The 14,546-nt window shown below is 44.1% G+C and carries 16 protein-coding genes; 7 read left to right on the top strand and 9 right to left on the bottom strand.

Features of this window, described 5'->3' with window-relative positions; translation table 11 throughout:
• Positions 1-77: 77 nt before the first annotated feature.
• On the top strand, positions 78-200 hold the full coding sequence (locus tag B9T16_RS02240) for a hypothetical protein (protein WP_006625852.1): 123 nt from the start codon (positions 78-80) through the stop codon (positions 198-200).
• 460 nt (positions 201-660) lie between these two features.
• On the opposite strand, the gene B9T16_RS02235 is transcribed toward B9T16_RS02240, so the two are convergent.
• The 3 genes from B9T16_RS02235 to B9T16_RS02225 form a co-directional block, all read right to left on the bottom strand.
• Positions 661-1,275, bottom strand: a complete 615-nt coding sequence (locus tag B9T16_RS02235) for a 7-carboxy-7-deazaguanine synthase QueE (RefSeq protein WP_006618861.1) — start codon at positions 1,273-1,275, stop codon at positions 661-663.
• On the bottom strand, positions 1,272-1,637 hold the full coding sequence (locus B9T16_RS02230) for a translation initiation factor (RefSeq protein WP_317270874.1): 366 nt from the start codon (positions 1,635-1,637) through the stop codon (positions 1,272-1,274). The genes B9T16_RS02235 and B9T16_RS02230 overlap by 4 nt, the downstream gene beginning before the upstream one ends.
• Before the next feature lie 136 nt (positions 1,638-1,773).
• A complete protein-coding gene (locus B9T16_RS02225; RefSeq protein WP_410244023.1) occupies positions 1,774-2,352 on the bottom strand; it encodes a pentapeptide repeat-containing protein in 579 nt (192 codons plus the stop codon).
• Between the two features lie 311 nt (positions 2,353-2,663).
• Here B9T16_RS02225 and B9T16_RS02220 point away from each other — a divergent pair, with 311 nt between their 5' ends.
• Entirely contained in the window at positions 2,664-4,946 is a 2,283-nt protein-coding gene (locus tag B9T16_RS02220; protein ID WP_410244022.1) for a pentapeptide repeat-containing protein, read from the top strand.
• On the opposite strand, the gene B9T16_RS02215 is transcribed toward B9T16_RS02220, so the two are convergent.
• From B9T16_RS02215 to pgeF, 3 genes are all read right to left on the bottom strand, one after another.
• Positions 4,943-5,491 (bottom strand): hypothetical protein, encoded by a 549-nt coding sequence (locus B9T16_RS02215; protein ID WP_006617407.1) that lies wholly within the window; start codon positions 5,489-5,491, stop codon positions 4,943-4,945. The two genes, B9T16_RS02220 and B9T16_RS02215, sit on opposite strands and share 4 nt — an antisense overlap.
• 68 nt (positions 5,492-5,559) lie before the next feature.
• A complete protein-coding gene (locus tag B9T16_RS02210; RefSeq protein ID WP_006617406.1) occupies positions 5,560-6,168 on the bottom strand; it encodes a CPP1-like family protein in 609 nt (202 codons plus the stop codon).
• 285 nt (positions 6,169-6,453) lie between these two features.
• Positions 6,454-7,251, bottom strand: coding sequence for a peptidoglycan editing factor PgeF (gene pgeF, locus B9T16_RS02205; RefSeq protein WP_410244021.1), 798 nt, complete (start codon positions 7,249-7,251; stop codon positions 6,454-6,456).
• An 82-nt stretch (positions 7,252-7,333) separates the two neighbouring features.
• Between pgeF and B9T16_RS02200 the strand changes: the two genes are divergently transcribed.
• From B9T16_RS02200 to B9T16_RS02180, 5 genes are all read left to right on the top strand, one after another.
• On the top strand, positions 7,334-8,041 hold the full coding sequence (locus B9T16_RS02200; protein WP_315669835.1) for a biotin--[acetyl-CoA-carboxylase] ligase: 708 nt from the start codon (positions 7,334-7,336) through the stop codon (positions 8,039-8,041).
• Positions 8,042-8,253: 212 nt separating this feature from the next.
• On the top strand, positions 8,254-9,915 hold the full coding sequence (locus B9T16_RS02195; protein WP_410244020.1) for a M23 family metallopeptidase: 1,662 nt from the start codon (positions 8,254-8,256) through the stop codon (positions 9,913-9,915).
• A 10-nt stretch (positions 9,916-9,925) separates the two neighbouring features.
• Positions 9,926-10,075: a hypothetical protein gene (locus B9T16_RS02190; RefSeq protein WP_410244019.1), complete on the top strand. Its 150-nt coding sequence runs from the start codon at positions 9,926-9,928 to the stop codon at positions 10,073-10,075.
• 26 nt (positions 10,076-10,101) lie between these two features.
• Positions 10,102-10,818, top strand: a complete 717-nt coding sequence (locus B9T16_RS02185; protein ID WP_014276891.1) for a Uma2 family endonuclease — start codon at positions 10,102-10,104, stop codon at positions 10,816-10,818.
• A 51-nt stretch (positions 10,819-10,869) separates the two neighbouring features.
• Positions 10,870-11,352 (top strand): low molecular weight protein-tyrosine-phosphatase, encoded by a 483-nt coding sequence (locus B9T16_RS02180; protein ID WP_410244018.1) that lies wholly within the window; start codon positions 10,870-10,872, stop codon positions 11,350-11,352.
• Here B9T16_RS02180 and B9T16_RS02175 read toward each other — a convergent pair.
• From B9T16_RS02175 to B9T16_RS02165, 3 genes are all read right to left on the bottom strand, one after another.
• Complete coding sequence (locus tag B9T16_RS02175; RefSeq protein ID WP_410244017.1) at positions 11,345-12,013, bottom strand: response regulator transcription factor; 669 nt, start codon at positions 12,011-12,013, stop codon at positions 11,345-11,347. The two genes, B9T16_RS02180 and B9T16_RS02175, sit on opposite strands and share 8 nt — an antisense overlap.
• Positions 12,014-12,259: 246 nt before the next feature.
• Positions 12,260-13,996: a hypothetical protein gene (locus B9T16_RS02170; RefSeq protein ID WP_410244016.1), complete on the bottom strand. Its 1,737-nt coding sequence runs from the start codon at positions 13,994-13,996 to the stop codon at positions 12,260-12,262.
• Positions 13,997-14,058: 62 nt separating this feature from the next.
• A partial coding sequence (locus B9T16_RS02165; protein ID WP_410244015.1) for a tetratricopeptide repeat protein occupies positions 14,059-14,546 on the bottom strand: 488 nt, incomplete at its 5' end.

Below are 14,546 nucleotides of genomic sequence, written 5' to 3'. Positions count from 1 at the left end.
CTGCCCCTATGTATATGTAGCGACTGTTAAACTCCCATATATGCTCCTCTCTCACACACAGACTAGCCGCACCACCTATGAACTACCACGAATTACCGTTAATGATTCCCTTACTCGCCACCGGTTATGTGTTGACCATTTATTTGCTGTTGATGGTGGCTAAACATACAGCAGCCCGATTTTCTCGCTTTCGCTCTTAGTTATTTTGTAACCGATTATTAATTGACTGAAAACAACCACTCCCATTTTGCGGAGTGGTCTTTTCTGTGATGAAATATTATTCACGCAAACAGACTCGGTAAAATTACTTAGTTATATAGACAGTAGGCGATCGCGATCGCTATGCAGATCGACTGACAGTTAGCCGCCGGTCTGAAATAGAGGTGTCTAATTTTTCCCAAGAGTAAATAAAAGGGAAACTTGCCAGAGAGCAAGATTCCCAATCACTTTGCACTGAACCATGGAATAACTGGCAAACACCACCTCGTCGCCCCTCCGATTTATAGTGGAGGCAATTGCGACAAGTGGATGGAGTAGTCGGTGGAGTAGAATTTTTGATCGGCATGACAAACCTCCCGAGAGCCCTTAATTTATTGTTGATCAAAATCAATCAAGAACCTGTTATCTAAACTACAGTTTGCCAAGAAATATCAATCAATCTTATTGCACACCAATATACTTATGAAGCTGAACGGAAAGCCGATAACCTGGAAACTGTTTTAATTTTTCCAATACCAAAGGCAAAGTGCGCTCTATATCAGTCCACTGCGGTTGTAAAAACACCGGAATCGTAGAATTTTCCGCCAAACGGCATCCATAAAACTCCAACTCATCCCCCACATCAATCACCAACTTAATTTCCGAAGCCCGTCGCCACATTGGTGACACCACCGGATAACCGGGGCTGATATGTTCCTTGGGACTCAGAGTTATCCAGCACAGATCAGAAACATCTTGCCAAAATGCGCCCGATGTCTCAATAGAAACCTGCCTCCCACTGTCTTCTAATACCCTCACCAAATCAGGTAACTGAGGATATATAAACGGTTCACCCCCAGAAATTACCACCCTTGGCGACACCAACTCCGCCAAAAGTTGATCAAAACTACGCACATTCCGGGGTAAACCCTTCCCCCCGTCAGCATATCCGGTATCACACCAAGGACAGCCCACCGGACACCCTGCCAACCGAATAAAATCTACAGGAGTTCCCGCCCAATAACCCTCTCCTTGGATAGTTTGCTGAAAAGTCTCATGTACTGGAATTGTAATCATCCGCCGCTTTTTTTAGCTTTATATCCCAATTGAGTCAGTATTTGCAGCAATTTATCAGTATGATCACCCTGAATTTCCAGAGTTTGGTCTTTCATGGTTCCCCCAGTGCCACACTGATTTTTCAATTGTTTTAATAACTTACTCAGGGTCTGCTCATGGCTTTGAAAGCCAGAGATAACTGTGACTGTTTTACCACCCCGTCCCTTACGAGTTGCCTGCACTTTTAAGTTTTGCTGCTGGGGGGGTAAGTCCGGCACTCCTGGTTCCATAGCTTCGGAATTAGAAGAATTGCCAAACTCTGAGTAAGCAATCCGATTTTTCTGAGAGGATTTACTATCAAAATTTCCCTTAGATGGGGCCATAACTCATTACCCAATAACATACTAAACTGGGAAGTCACCCCTACTTGCATCTTCCGACTCAGCAGGGGGAACTATTTAACCTATAGCGGAAAACCGCCAAGAGTGGCAAGTTGATAATTGTTAATTGGGTGCTGTGTCAGCTAGTAACTTTGGAGTTGAGGGTCGGACTAGGAACTTCCTCAAAAATGGCTCCCTGTTCTTTTAACTCCTGGATACGAGCCGCATTTAACCCGATAACCTGTTGAAATTTGACGTTTTGTAACAATGCCCCAGTTAGGTTAGCTTCCTTGAGGTTCGCACCCTGAAATTTAGCGTGACTCAGTGCTGTATCTACGAGTTCCGCTCGCATGAGGTTGGCTCGACTCAAATCGGCATAACTAAGGTTAGCATGGGTGAGAATTGCTCCGCTCAAGTCCGCCCCACTGAGATCGGCCCCACTGAGATCTGCACCTGTCAGATCTGCCCGGGTCAGGTTGGCTCCGCTGAGGTCGGCTCCGCTGAGGTTAGCACAATACAGGTTTGCTCCTATTAAGTTAGCATTAAATAGACTAACACCAAGCAAATTGGCTCGAAATAGGTTCGCCCGAAATAGGTTCGCCCGAAATAGGTTCGCGCCACTGAGGTTCGCGTTACTCAGCTCCGCCCGGAATAAGTCTGTATCTCTGAAATTGCGATCGCCTGCGGCATACAAGTCGAGCAGTTCTTGTGAATTCATGATAATTTCCTAATCTCCAATATGATTAACTGCAATTGTGCCGAAGTTGTTGCTCAATCGGGCAAAACTTTATTTTAATTTAAAAAGCCACGGGTATCAGTAAGCCCCACATCCTGCACATCCCCTCAAATCCAAGTGGGCGACTGCACAATAGGGATTATGTAATTTAGGAATTATTGACATTAATTTGGGGTTTTGATATGATTGGTGTTATCTCACCCCCTCGGCTGATTCGGTAAGTGCGATCGCTAAATTTCTAAGTAATTCAACAGACTTGAGCTAGTTTCTTGTCATTCCGAAAATACAATCTTATGAGCAACACTTATAATTCCGGTGCTGACCTGCTAGACTCCTCTGGCAATCTGGATTCTGATCAAGATGGTAGAGAATTACCAGATATCATCTTTGATTTTTTGATTAAGATTGTTAAAGACTATGACTCAGAGACAGTATTAGAAGAATTTATCGGATTATTTTGGCATCTCAACTGTAGCGATGAACAGGCTAATCATGCTTTGAGAAATCAACTGCAGCAGCTACCATCAACAGCTACCATTAATCCCCTATTAAAAAGAAGTTGTTATATCTTAGCCAACAACTGGTATATTAGTCGCAATTATCAAGCAGTTCAATTGCTACTGGAAAAGCTAGAAAATACCGAGAGCGATGAATATGACATTCTCGATCCTGAATTAGGAAAACTCAGAAATCAGGTTAAATATTTTCTGCAAAGTTCTGATATTCAAGAGATTCGTAATTGTGTATTACAGCATTCTCAGGGCTGGAGTAGTCGCTATAAGAGTTATTTATTAGTTAACCAATATATTGACCCCAATAACTCTCAGGAACAGCAGGAGGTAGCCCGCAATATATCCAAAAAACTGCGAGAACAGTATAAATTTGAGTTGGCGATGTATCTGGCTCGCTCATCACCAAAAACTCAACTCCGAAATGAAACCCAAATCAAAAATCCTACTCAGTTAGGAGAGCAAGTTTTAGATATACTTAAAAAAACTATTTCCACCCAGCGAGTTTCCAGCTATACCCATCAAGCTGAATTGTTTTTGAAACAAACTCATAAGGTTACTTATAGGGATTTTAAAAGCGCCTTACCTGAATACTTAATGCTTCAGAGTGGGGAAAAATCTACTACCCGGATTTTGCGGGACAAAATTTCCGCCCAACTCAAAGATTTGTATAATTTCCATGATTATAGAATTATCAATGACGATTTAAAAATTCGGACCTGTAATAGCCTCATCGACTTTTTGACGATAGAGGATGGAGAGAACCCCTCTTTTATTTTTACATTTATGATTAATCAGGGTAGTGTATTTACCTTGGCTATTTTGATGCTTAAAGTGATTTTATTAGACCATTCATCTAAAGTACACCTAGAGTTAAAAGTGGCTCAACTGATTCAATTTTATCAAAAATATGAAGAAGAACGCTGTCGTCAGTTTATCTTGTTTTTGGAAATTTTTAATCTGGTATTAACAATTTTTACGGAAAACGTCCAATATCATCTGGTCAAGATGGATCAGGATGATGTATCAGGACCTCTGACGGATAACTTGGATGCTTACCGGGTTTTCTCTCAAAGTAAAGGACTTGATCTGCGTGAGGCTAATCTAAATAATCTTAACTTAAATAGTTTGGATCTGAAGGGAGCAGACTTTAGAGGTTTGAATATGAGCCAGATGGATTTGAGCGGGCTTGATCTGCGGTTGGCAAATTTAGAAGGTGCTAATCTCCAAGAGGCTAATCTTAATGGAACTCAGTTATTTATTGTTAATTTAAAACAGAGTAATTTGCGAGAAGCGAGTCTGCTAGATGCGAATTTGGCACGGGCTGATTTACAGCAGGCTAATTTAAATCGTGCTGATTTAACGGGGGCTAATCTGCATAGGGCTAATTTAACTAGAGTAGATTTGAGTGAGGCTAAGTTATGCTCAACTAATTTAGAAAATGCTGATTTACCAGGGGCTAATTTAGGGTTTGCTAACTTACAAGGTGCTTGTTTAAGTCAAGCTAATTTACAGCAGGTGAATTTACGGGGCGCTCAACTGCGATCGGCTCATTTGCGAGGTGTGGATTTAAGGGGGGCTTACTTGGGAGAGGCGGATCTGACTGAAGCTGATTTAACGKGGGCGAATTTGGAGGGGGCKAATTTGKAGKGGGCGAAACTAGACGGGGTTAATTTGAACGGAGCGATGCTTGAGCAAGCTAATCTTTCCTATGTTAAACTTAATCAGGCTAGTTTAGAGCGATCGCATTTAGTTGGTGCTAAGTTAATTTATGCTCAACTGCGCTATAGCTTTTTAAGCCACGCTAATCTAATGGGTGCTAATCTCAGCTATGCTGATTTAACCCGTGCTAATTTAGCTGGTAGCAATCTTAGTCACACCAATCTATTTAGGGCGGCTATTCGTCACACTGAACTCGCACAAGCAGACCTATCCAATGCTAATTTATTGGGTGCTAATTTATTTGGTAGTAATCTGACTGAAGCCCATATCACAGGTGCAAAATTTGGGAAGAATTGCGGACTGTCTGAGGAAACCAGAAACTGGATAGGTTCACGGTTGGATTAGTCAGTAAATACTCGAAAATCCTGAATACGCCACCCTCTAGATTCTAGGTGAATTTGGCAGTTTAGGGGACAGACCTGGAAATCACAGATGTAATATCCGACTAAATTACCTAAATCGTTACACACCCGCAAATTATATCCATAGCTGCGGGTAAATTCGGCAAAATGATGGATAAATATAAACTGATCGAGATAGCGTTTCTGGTTCCACTGGAAACGGTTAACCACTAAAGTGATAGACTTGTCAAGATATACATTTGGTAGAATCGGGGTAGAATCCTCTCCTATAAACCACTGATTGAGTGTTTCGCCGCCGTAGCGTTTTTCAGCTAACCAAAGACTGGGAACACTCAGTTCTGTTTGAGATAGGGGTGGTGGTGGTAAGGTAGTCCGTTGAGGAAAGCAGGGTTTGGCGGTTTTATTAAATTCTACATTATTGGGTAAAGTTTGCGATCGCCCTATTTCACCCCATCCGGTAATAGTAAATAAACAGAAGCACAAAAAATATACCCTGGTTATCCAGGGATATTGCTGATGTAAAGCCATGATCATCTAATGTCCAGTAAAACCTGAAAAATCAGGCTATATCTAGGCTTGCCTTGCTTACTGTACCCTTACCGGAGAAAGCTACTAACCAACCACAAAACTATCAGGGTGACTAAGGTAATGAACCGTTCAACTGATAGGGTAGCTCCCGCCATGGGACTCAGTAAACTTCCCAAGATTAATCCTAGAATTAACCCCCCCACGGTCAACAAAACCGAACGACCAAATTTGTTCTCTTTGCGATTGAGAAAATACAGGGAGGTAGCCACCCCCAAGGCGAGGGGAAGTTGTAGCAGGGAGATCTCAATAGCTGGATACAGGCTGACAACTCCCAAACCCAGGTAAATCAATGACGGCCACATCAACTCCGAACGACTCGGCGCATCGAGCATTCCAGTTAACCAGGAGACTTTAGGACTGGTCTGGGGTTGAATTTCCTTAGCTGGTGGCCCCGCGATGCGTTCAGGAAAGCGAATCCGCTCAGGGACTTTGATTTTACCCTCTTGGCGCATTCTGAGGCGATCCATCAGGATGGCATCATAAGCGGCTTCAATAGATTCTATCACTTGGCGCTCACCGGTGTGCTGTTCTCTCAGGCGATCGCGGGCATCCTGAATTTCATCAAAGGATGCGTCAATCGTAACCCCAAGCTGTTCATAAGGACTTTGCTGGCTCATCGCATTTAATTTAACTGGAGTCTAATCAATTGACATTGGACCCGCCGTCAAACGGACGGGGATTCCCAAACCTGACGATTTAGGTTTACTGTTTCATCGCATCCACCTCCACTATCAAGGAGTTTTTGGTCTTCTGGTCTGGACCCAGACTATCCCCGCCAGCCTTGCGGTTGTGATGAGTCGATAAAAACTCCTAGAGATGAGATGATCAGATGATGGGTTGATTCTAACACAATCTTCTATTTAATTGTGTGGCTGGGGTGGTTTGGTTTATGGGCAACAAGATTAGGAAAAACTAACTATTCCAGACCATTGAACCAATTTCAGCCGATCGCGCCTATAGGAAAATAATAGCTCAGGCTGGCTATAGGTACACTCAGAGCAGATAGCTATTTGCTGAGGGTCTAAACCTACGGCTTCGAGTTGCAAAGCGTTAAAACGGCGAATATCGACCCGTAGGCGATCGGGTTCCGGGTCAGACAATAGGGGTGGGTCTGGTAGGTGGAATAAGGGTTCTAAAATTTGGGAGATACTGCTGGCTGTATCCATTATTTGTAAGGTAGCAGCTAGTTTGACTGCTACATCCTGTGAGACTTGATAGCATTCCCCGGAAATAGCTGGACCCATTGCGACTCGTAAATTAGCCATCTGGCTGCCTTGCTGTTGAAATTGGGCGATCGCTTCTGGTAGAATTTTCAAAGATGTACCGCGCCACCCAGCATGAATGGCAGCTACTCGCCCGGTTACCACGTCACCGATAAGCACAGGAACACAGTCAGCACTGGCTACCCATACTGATTGACAGCCTTTATTGGTTAGTAAGCCATCAGCTTCCGACAAGGATATTTCCTCGCTATTGGTTTCAGTTTTGGGAATGGGGGAAACCTGAGTAGTTTTTAACACTTGGTTGCCATGAACCTGTTTGAGGCGGTATACCAGGGCGGCGGGTTCGAGAACCTGCACTAAATCAACGGGAGAACGGGGGCTAAACCGTCGCGAAAAAAAACCATGTTGCCAGTTTTCTAGGATACTACAGGTTAAATAGGGCAGTTGTTGCCACTGATGCCAAGTCCAAATGTGCATTGTGTCAGTGAAAAGAGATTTCAGGGAACAGCTTAACCGGGAAAGCGCGATAATTATTAAACTTAGCGGGATATTGGATTAAATGGATTGCGATCGCATACTGGGTGCTTTACAGGCTTTACAAGAAAATGTCGTAGCTGTTTTATCTAACCCGGTCTCCTACGTTGATGCTTCTCCGTCTATCTTGATATTTGATAGGCTCGGTTCTACAAATGAAACCCTGTGGGAGTTGATCACCACTGGTCTAGCTACCCCTAGAACTACAGTGATCGCTCTCCAACAAACAGCAGGACGAGGACAATGGGGGCGTGAGTGGCAGTCAGAATTGGGGGGATTATACCTGTCTTATGCCCTCACTCTCCATGAGAGTATCACAGATACTGCTACCCCAGAGCATAACTATATGGCCTGGTTAACTCAATGTAGCGCTTGGGGTATTGCTACAGTTTTACGCGATCGCGGTGTTCCCGTAAAGCTGAAATGGCCAAATGATTTGCTGCTGAACAAACGCAAATTGGGTGGTATCCTAACAGAAACTAAAGTCCACAACGGAGAGATCAGCCAAGCCGTGATTGGAGTCGGCCTGAATTGGAGTAACTCTGTACCCCCCACTGGTATTAATCTGCACGAATTTTTAAATGCACATCCCACCACTGCTGGGGTAAACTCTATAGAAATGTTGGCAGCTATTGTGATCTGGGGTATCGAGTTAGGACTAATGCACTATGCACAGAAGGGAGGTGAGAGTCTGATGTCATCCTATATGGAACTGCTAAAGGTGCATCAGTAGTTGTGATCACGGAACTTCTTGGAGTGTGATCTGACGGCTTATGGCTAACTCTGGGTTGAACTGCAACCCTTTCGCGGAGCAACTACGCAGTAGTATCGCCCTGGAACATTATCCTCAGAAATTGGTCTCTCGCCCGGTACAATGAAACTCGGTTACACCCTAAAGAACTCAATTCTAAAATTGCCCAATTTATCATCTGGTTGTGTGAGGAAATGACAGAATCCAGTTACTCTAAATCTAATTTAAAATCTACCCAGCCTATTCCCCATAATAGTAGATTTTCCTGGCGCTCCCTGGCTTTGGGATTAAGCTGTTTGAGTGGGGTAGGATTGTTGGTAAATCGTGCGATCGCCTATGAAGAATTTTCTATCCCCTTTGATAACGAACCCCTAGAATCCTACAACACCTACACCCCTGAACCAGAACCCTATTACGCGCCGCCAGTTCAGGAATCTTATATAGCGCCAGAACCTTATTACGAACCAGAACCCTATTACGCGCCGCCAGTTCAGGAATCTTATATAGCGMCAGAACCCTATTACGAACCAGAACCCTATTACGCGCCGCCAGTTCAGGAATCTTATATAGCGCCAGAACCCTATTACGAACCAGAACCCTATTATGAGCCACCCATAGAAAGATCAGGTGGTTACATCGCCCCACCAGAACAGCCCATTTATCTGCCAGAAAAGCATCAAACAGCATCGCCACCGTCAACTCAGCATATTTCTCCCCCGTCTGCATCCACAGCCCAGGGAACACCATTTAATAACCCCGATCATAACTTTATCGACCCTACAGATTACAGTATTGGGGCTACAGGCGGTGGTTATGAAGCGCCTTCAACCGTCATCTTTTCCGAGCGCCAGACAGGTTGTGAAACAGTCGTTGGAGTCGGTCAAGCTGTTGATAGATTGTGTGTTCCGCCACCCGCACCTATTGCTGAAATTCCTAGTCAGTCTACTTATGCTACAGGATATCCCACCGGGGGACGCAAAACAGTTACTCAGCACCGTCAGCCTTCCTATTCTTATGGTCAACAAGCAACAGGAAGAACTCAGTCAGCCAACAGCAGAGGCTGGGGAACTGCAAACGTCGCCGCCAGTTATGGTGGCTCTCCAGACTATTCCTATCAAGTCCCTGTCGCCGGATTAAGTCCCGTGCAAGTGGGACCCATCAGCATGAGTGCCATGAGTAATTCAGGTATGAGTTACTATAACCGCACCATGCGACCCCCCAGAGTTCCCGGAAATTCAGATACTCACCTGCTTTTCCCCCTCAGTATTCCCGCCCCAATTACCTCATTATTTGGTTGGCGACAACACCCAATTTTGGGAACTGGCCGCTTCCATACAGGTATTGATTTCGGAGCAGATACGGGAACTCCTGTCGTGGCATCTTATTCGGGAGAAGTAACCCTGGCTGACTGGTTAGGGGGATATGGTTTAACGGTAGTTCTTAACCACCCGAAAAAATCCCAAGAAACCCTTTATGCTCACCTCTCAGAATTGTTTGTTAAACCCGGAGAATTTGTCGAACAAGGGGAGGTAATTGGACGGGTAGGAAGTACAGGAATGTCTACAGGACCTCACCTGCATTTTGAGTTACGGAAGCTGACTAATGAAGGCTGGGTAGCTCTCGATCCACAATTACAGATAGAATTTGCCCTCGCCCAACTGATCAATACTCTACGGGTGGCTGAGGTACCAGCAGAGGAGTTTATTGCTGCCCTACCTAACCAAACTAAGAACTGGGAAACTGGTTTGCCTCAACTGCCTCCCCTGCCTCCCGGTATGGATATCATTGTTCCTAATTTGGAACCACCTACCATTAACTTTGGCTTTCAAGAAAATATCGAGAAAGCACAACAATAAGCCATAAGTTTTGCGCCACAAAAAAACTGATAATAAACCCGCATTCGATAGTACGGCGGGTTTATTAATTGCTAATTCACTGGCAAAAATATCTGTCGCTCCCCTGAAGTGCAGAAGAGAAGCCAAGGAGCGATCGCCTTATCAGATATGCTATAGTTAACTCAGAACTATGGGTTCTCTATTTATATGACTATCACTAAATCCTTAACGACTCTACCGGATCATACCCAACTTCCCTGTGAAGACGGAACCTTTGTGAAAAACTTTCAAGAACACCCCCAAAGTATCCTATTAACTGATTCTATTCGTCCGGTTCTTAATCAAATACATCCAGACGGACAATATTGCATTGGTCAAGATAGTGGGATTTACTGGCGCATGACCGACCCACCCCAGAAAGGAGCGGAAGCACCGGACTGGTTTTATGTGGCGAATGTTCCTCCTACCCTCAATGGTAAGCTGCGACGGTCTTATGTGTTGTGGCAAGAATTAATCCCTCCGAAAATTATCATCGAATTTGTATCTGGGGATGGTTCAGAAGAACGAGATAAAACTGATTGGAAAGGCAAGTTTTGGATTTATGAAACGGTAATTAGAGCGCCATATTATGCTATCTATGAAGTCGAAAAATCTCAGGTAGAAGTGTATCGTTTAGAGGGTAGTTTCTATGAGTTGCTAACCCCAAATAACCGCAATCATTACCCAATTCCCGAAATGGGAGTAGAGTTAGGTATCTGGTCGGGAATATATCAGAACGTGGAATTACCTTGGTTGCGTTGGTGGGATAGTGAGGGTAATTTACTGTTATCTGGTGAGGAAAGAGCGGAACGGGAACGACAACGAGCCGATCGCCTCGCAGCTCGTTTGCAGGAATTGGGAATTGATCCTAATGAAATTATGTGAAATTATATAATTGTGGCATTAGTGCCATAGTCAAAAATCGTCTTTCCAACTATGTCCTATAGATTGTTATTTGTTTGTCTGGGAAATATTTGTCGATCGCCTTCAGCTGAGAATATTATGAATCATCTGATCGAAGAGGCTAATTTGGGCGATCGTATTGTCTGTGATTCGGCGGGGACATCGAGCTATCATATTGGTTCGGTCCCTGATTCTCGTATGACTATGGCGGCGAAAAAACGGGGCATTGTCCTCAAGGGTTCTGCTCGTCAGTTCACCGCCTCCGATTTTGAGAATTTCGATCTAATTTTGGCGATGGATCGGGACAATTATCAGCAAATTATGTATCTTGATCGAGGGAAAAAATATGGTGATAAGGTTAAGCTAATGTGCGATTTCTGTCGGCATCATAACCTCAAAGAAGTTCCCGATCCTTACTATGGCGGCCCGGAAGGTTTTAATCAGGTGATTGATTTGCTACTAGATGCCTGTGAAGGCTTACTAGAATTTGTAGTTAATCAACCATCGGTTAGTTAATTAGGTCATTTTCTAAGGCAAACCTTACCAGTTCAGCGCGGTTACTGCTGTCAGTTTTGCGGAGTAAACTGCTAACATACTTTTCGACAGTGCGAGAACTCAGATGCAGAGAATCTCCGATTTTGATATTGGATAATCCTTCTGTAAGTAAGTTCAAAACCTGTTGTTCTCGTTCGGTGAGATGAATGTTAGTGGTTGAGACACTTTGAAAATGATGGCGTTTATGACTGGGACTGGTATGGTTTGATAGGGGTTCATTAATCCGAGACCTCCATTCGGCTTCAATTAGTTGCGATCGCTCTAAAAGCGATCGAATCACCACACCTAGCTCCTCCAATTCAAAAGGCTTAGGGAGATAATTATCACATCCGAGTTGATAGCCCCGTATCCGCTCTTCCGTACTGGTATGAGCGGTTAAAAAAATCACTGGCAACAAGCGGAAAATAGGCTGGGAACGAACTCGCTTGACTAGCTCAAAACCATCCATTTCTGGCATGGCAATATCTGTTACTATCAGGTGCGGTTGATGCTTTTCTACCAATTCGAGTGCTTCCTGACCATTGGTGGCAGAAATGACCATATATCCTGACATTTCCAGATAATCGCTAATCGAAAGGCGAGTTCCCAAATCATCATCAACGACTAGAAGTGTCAAAGGCATAGGAACTGGAGATAAAAGACTAGAGATTTAGATTCTCTATGGGTTTTAGAGATAGGCTGACTCACAAAAAACACCTCACCAACTAGGAAGTTAATACCAAATGCTGTAGCTATCCTCAAATCGCCACTACTTAAATGATTATTTGGGATTGTTTATTTTAACATTATATGTAGTTGACAAGTGGATAGCTTAAGGGATAAGTATTTATCCCTGTACTGAGCAGTGGCATGGCAGGGGGCTGTATGATTAGGCATACATCTGAGTTTCCAAGGCTTTAATGGTTTGCTGACGAGTTTTCTGATATGTAAATAATTGTCTGACGTTGAATTGAGAAGATAACACTCTTTCCGGCAGCCACTCCCCCGGCTGAGTTATGGCTTGTAAGCCTTGGAGTTCTGTGATCATGTCTCTATAGGCAGGTAAGCCAGATAATTTACTAGATCGAGGGTTGGGTGTGTCTCCAAAGGAACCCACGGCTTGCCAATTTTTACCTGTGGCTGTGGTGGTGCGATCGCTATCATGGCCTATACCTAAAGCCATTTTTTCGGTAGCGGGAAGTAAGGCTACTTGGGCGATCGCTACTTGGGCGGCTGTTTCAATTAATCCTGTTATCCCCTCTAGCATTGGTCTTCCGGACAACAGACCTAAACCACCACGGGAGACACTGTTATAGGCTGACTCGGCTAGAGTTCCAGGTAAAACTTCAATGGGGGGTAAATTGACCGAGGGTTGAGGTTGTGTCTCGTTTATATAGGCTTTCGCAGTAGCGATCGCCTTCCAGGACTGTTCCCAATCCTGTGATAGTAATTCACTGTTCAACTGAAAGCTACCTTCTCGCCATAGGTAAAAAATCACCTGACACACTGAGGGAATTTCGGCTTGTGCTATCCAAGCATCAAAGCGTTTAAATTGGGGCTGATTCCGAATATTTTTCCCCTGACGAAACTTGGTAAATATAGATAAAAAATCTGGTCGTTCTTCCTGTGCAATCGTCTGGCTGGTATTAATACTATTAAAAATTATGGCATCTACAGTCATTGCCCAAGCCATCGCACTAGATCTCAGATAATATTGTTTGAGCATCTTAGGGAGGGAGGAATGTAAAATTATGGCATCCAGACGAGTGAGGCTGTCTAAATCAGTAATCATCTCCCCCGCACGCAAATATTGATAAGTGCTGCGGATAGCTCGTTGTTCTGTTAGTTCTAATTCCCCGGCATTTAAGGCTAATTCCATACATCTTTCAATAGCCATTAATCGCGAGTTATAACTGGCAATAAGATACCGTTGCATTAACTCTGAATAGGGGGAAGATATAAACAGATAATCAAGCAAATTCAGGGCTGGCGGGTCTTTGATAACCGAGCCTGATTGCAGATGATTATAGGCTTGAAAACATCTAATTTTACTGCGGTCATGAATAGGAGATTGGACAATGAGGTTATTAATTTTACGGTCAATATTATCAGATAGCTGGTTCCAGAAAGTATGCAAAATCAAAAAGGCATCCTCCCCCTGCAATCCACATCCTTTCAGACGCAGATTAGCTCCCTCTGAGCTATGGGCTGGGATTTTAACTTCATATCTTTTACCTGTTTTTACCATCACCATTTGAGTCCCCCCATTGGTAGCAATTTGAGCAGGTACAAAAATATGATAAAGCTCATCTGTACTCCAGTCATATTCGGGATTAGTGGGGATTTCGTCCTCGGCTTCTGGATAAATATTTTCCACCCATCCTTGAGCGTGTTTAACCACAGAAGCGCCGGATTTGGTGGCTTGATGCAGTGCCGCTTTCCCCACTTCGGAAGCACGATGAGTAATCGAATCCCCCACCTCAGTCGCTGTTTGTCGAGCTGTTTCTGTAGCCTGATCGCTCATGGATTTACCCCACTCTGATGCTTGTTGACTCAAATTTTTAGGCAGACCGGATACTTTCTGGTTTACCGAATCCCCAAAAGATTGATTTTGGCGATCGCCCATAGTCTACAACTCCATCAAAACTCGCATTAAACCAACAGTAGTGCCTTATCAATTTTTTCTGCTTAGAACAGAAATCTTAACAGTAGGGGAGTCGCACTTTCCAGAAGTTCCATAACCCCGCCATTACGCGCTCTCAGTTCCTGGGGATTTTGACGAAATTCGATAATTTCCATCAACTGAGCAGCAATTTCCTGCCCTTCCTGGCTCCCCAATCTATTATATAGTTCTTGAGCCTGTTTAGCATCTGACATAGCTCTATTTAAATCACCCAAATCGGCCCAAGCCATACTGCGAGCAAAATAAGCCGCCGCCAGGTTAGGATTGAGACTCAGAGCGCGGTTGTAGTGGTCTATGGCGTTTCTGTAGTTCCCTTCTAAGGCTTCTTTAACTCCCAAGCGATAGAAGTCCTCCGCATTACCAATATTAGTCGGGAGTCCCACCACTCCAATTAATTGAGCCTCAGTAATATTAGCATCAACGGCGATCGCATTAGCTAAATAAGCCCCCCGCAAATCTGACCCCGCCAGGTTCGCCCCGGTCAGGTTCGCCC

The organism is Arthrospira sp. PCC 8006, from assembly GCF_046480465.1.
Taxonomy (GTDB): Bacteria; Cyanobacteriota; Cyanobacteriia; order Cyanobacteriales; family Microcoleaceae; genus Limnospira; species Limnospira platensis.
This window is presented reverse-complemented; position numbering and strand designations above follow the sequence as displayed.

What these genes read in the sequence shown, in the direction of transcription:
- pgeF (WP_410244021.1), bottom strand. Translation starts at nt 7,251, where the DNA reads ATGCACATTTGGACTTGGCATCAGTGGCAACAACTGCCCTATTTAACC.
- B9T16_RS02230 (WP_317270874.1), bottom strand. Translation starts at nt 1,637, where the DNA reads ATGGCCCCATCTAAGGGAAATTTTGATAGTAAATCCTCTCAGAAAAAT.
- B9T16_RS02240 (WP_006625852.1), top strand. Translation starts at nt 78, where the DNA reads ATGAACTACCACGAATTACCGTTAATGATTCCCTTACTCGCCACCGGT.
- B9T16_RS02215 (WP_006617407.1), bottom strand. Translation starts at nt 5,491, where the DNA reads ATGGCTTTACATCAGCAATATCCCTGGATAACCAGGGTATATTTTTTG.
- B9T16_RS02235 (WP_006618861.1), bottom strand. Translation starts at nt 1,275, where the DNA reads ATGATTACAATTCCAGTACATGAGACTTTTCAGCAAACTATCCAAGGA.
- B9T16_RS02185 (WP_014276891.1), top strand. Translation starts at nt 10,102, where the DNA reads ATGACTATCACTAAATCCTTAACGACTCTACCGGATCATACCCAACTT.
- B9T16_RS02175 (WP_410244017.1), bottom strand. Translation starts at nt 12,013, where the DNA reads ATGCCTTTGACACTTCTAGTCGTTGATGATGATTTGGGAACTCGCCTT.
- B9T16_RS02170 (WP_410244016.1), bottom strand. Translation starts at nt 13,996, where the DNA reads ATGGGCGATCGCCAAAATCAATCTTTTGGGGATTCGGTAAACCAGAAA.
- B9T16_RS02180 (WP_410244018.1), top strand. Translation starts at nt 10,870, where the DNA reads ATGTCCTATAGATTGTTATTTGTTTGTCTGGGAAATATTTGTCGATCG.
- B9T16_RS02200 (WP_315669835.1), top strand. Translation starts at nt 7,334, where the DNA reads ATGGATTGCGATCGCATACTGGGTGCTTTACAGGCTTTACAAGAAAAT.
- B9T16_RS02225 (WP_410244023.1), bottom strand. Translation starts at nt 2,352, where the DNA reads ATGAATTCACAAGAACTGCTCGACTTGTATGCCGCAGGCGATCGCAAT.
- B9T16_RS02210 (WP_006617406.1), bottom strand. Translation starts at nt 6,168, where the DNA reads ATGAGCCAGCAAAGTCCTTATGAACAGCTTGGGGTTACGATTGACGCA.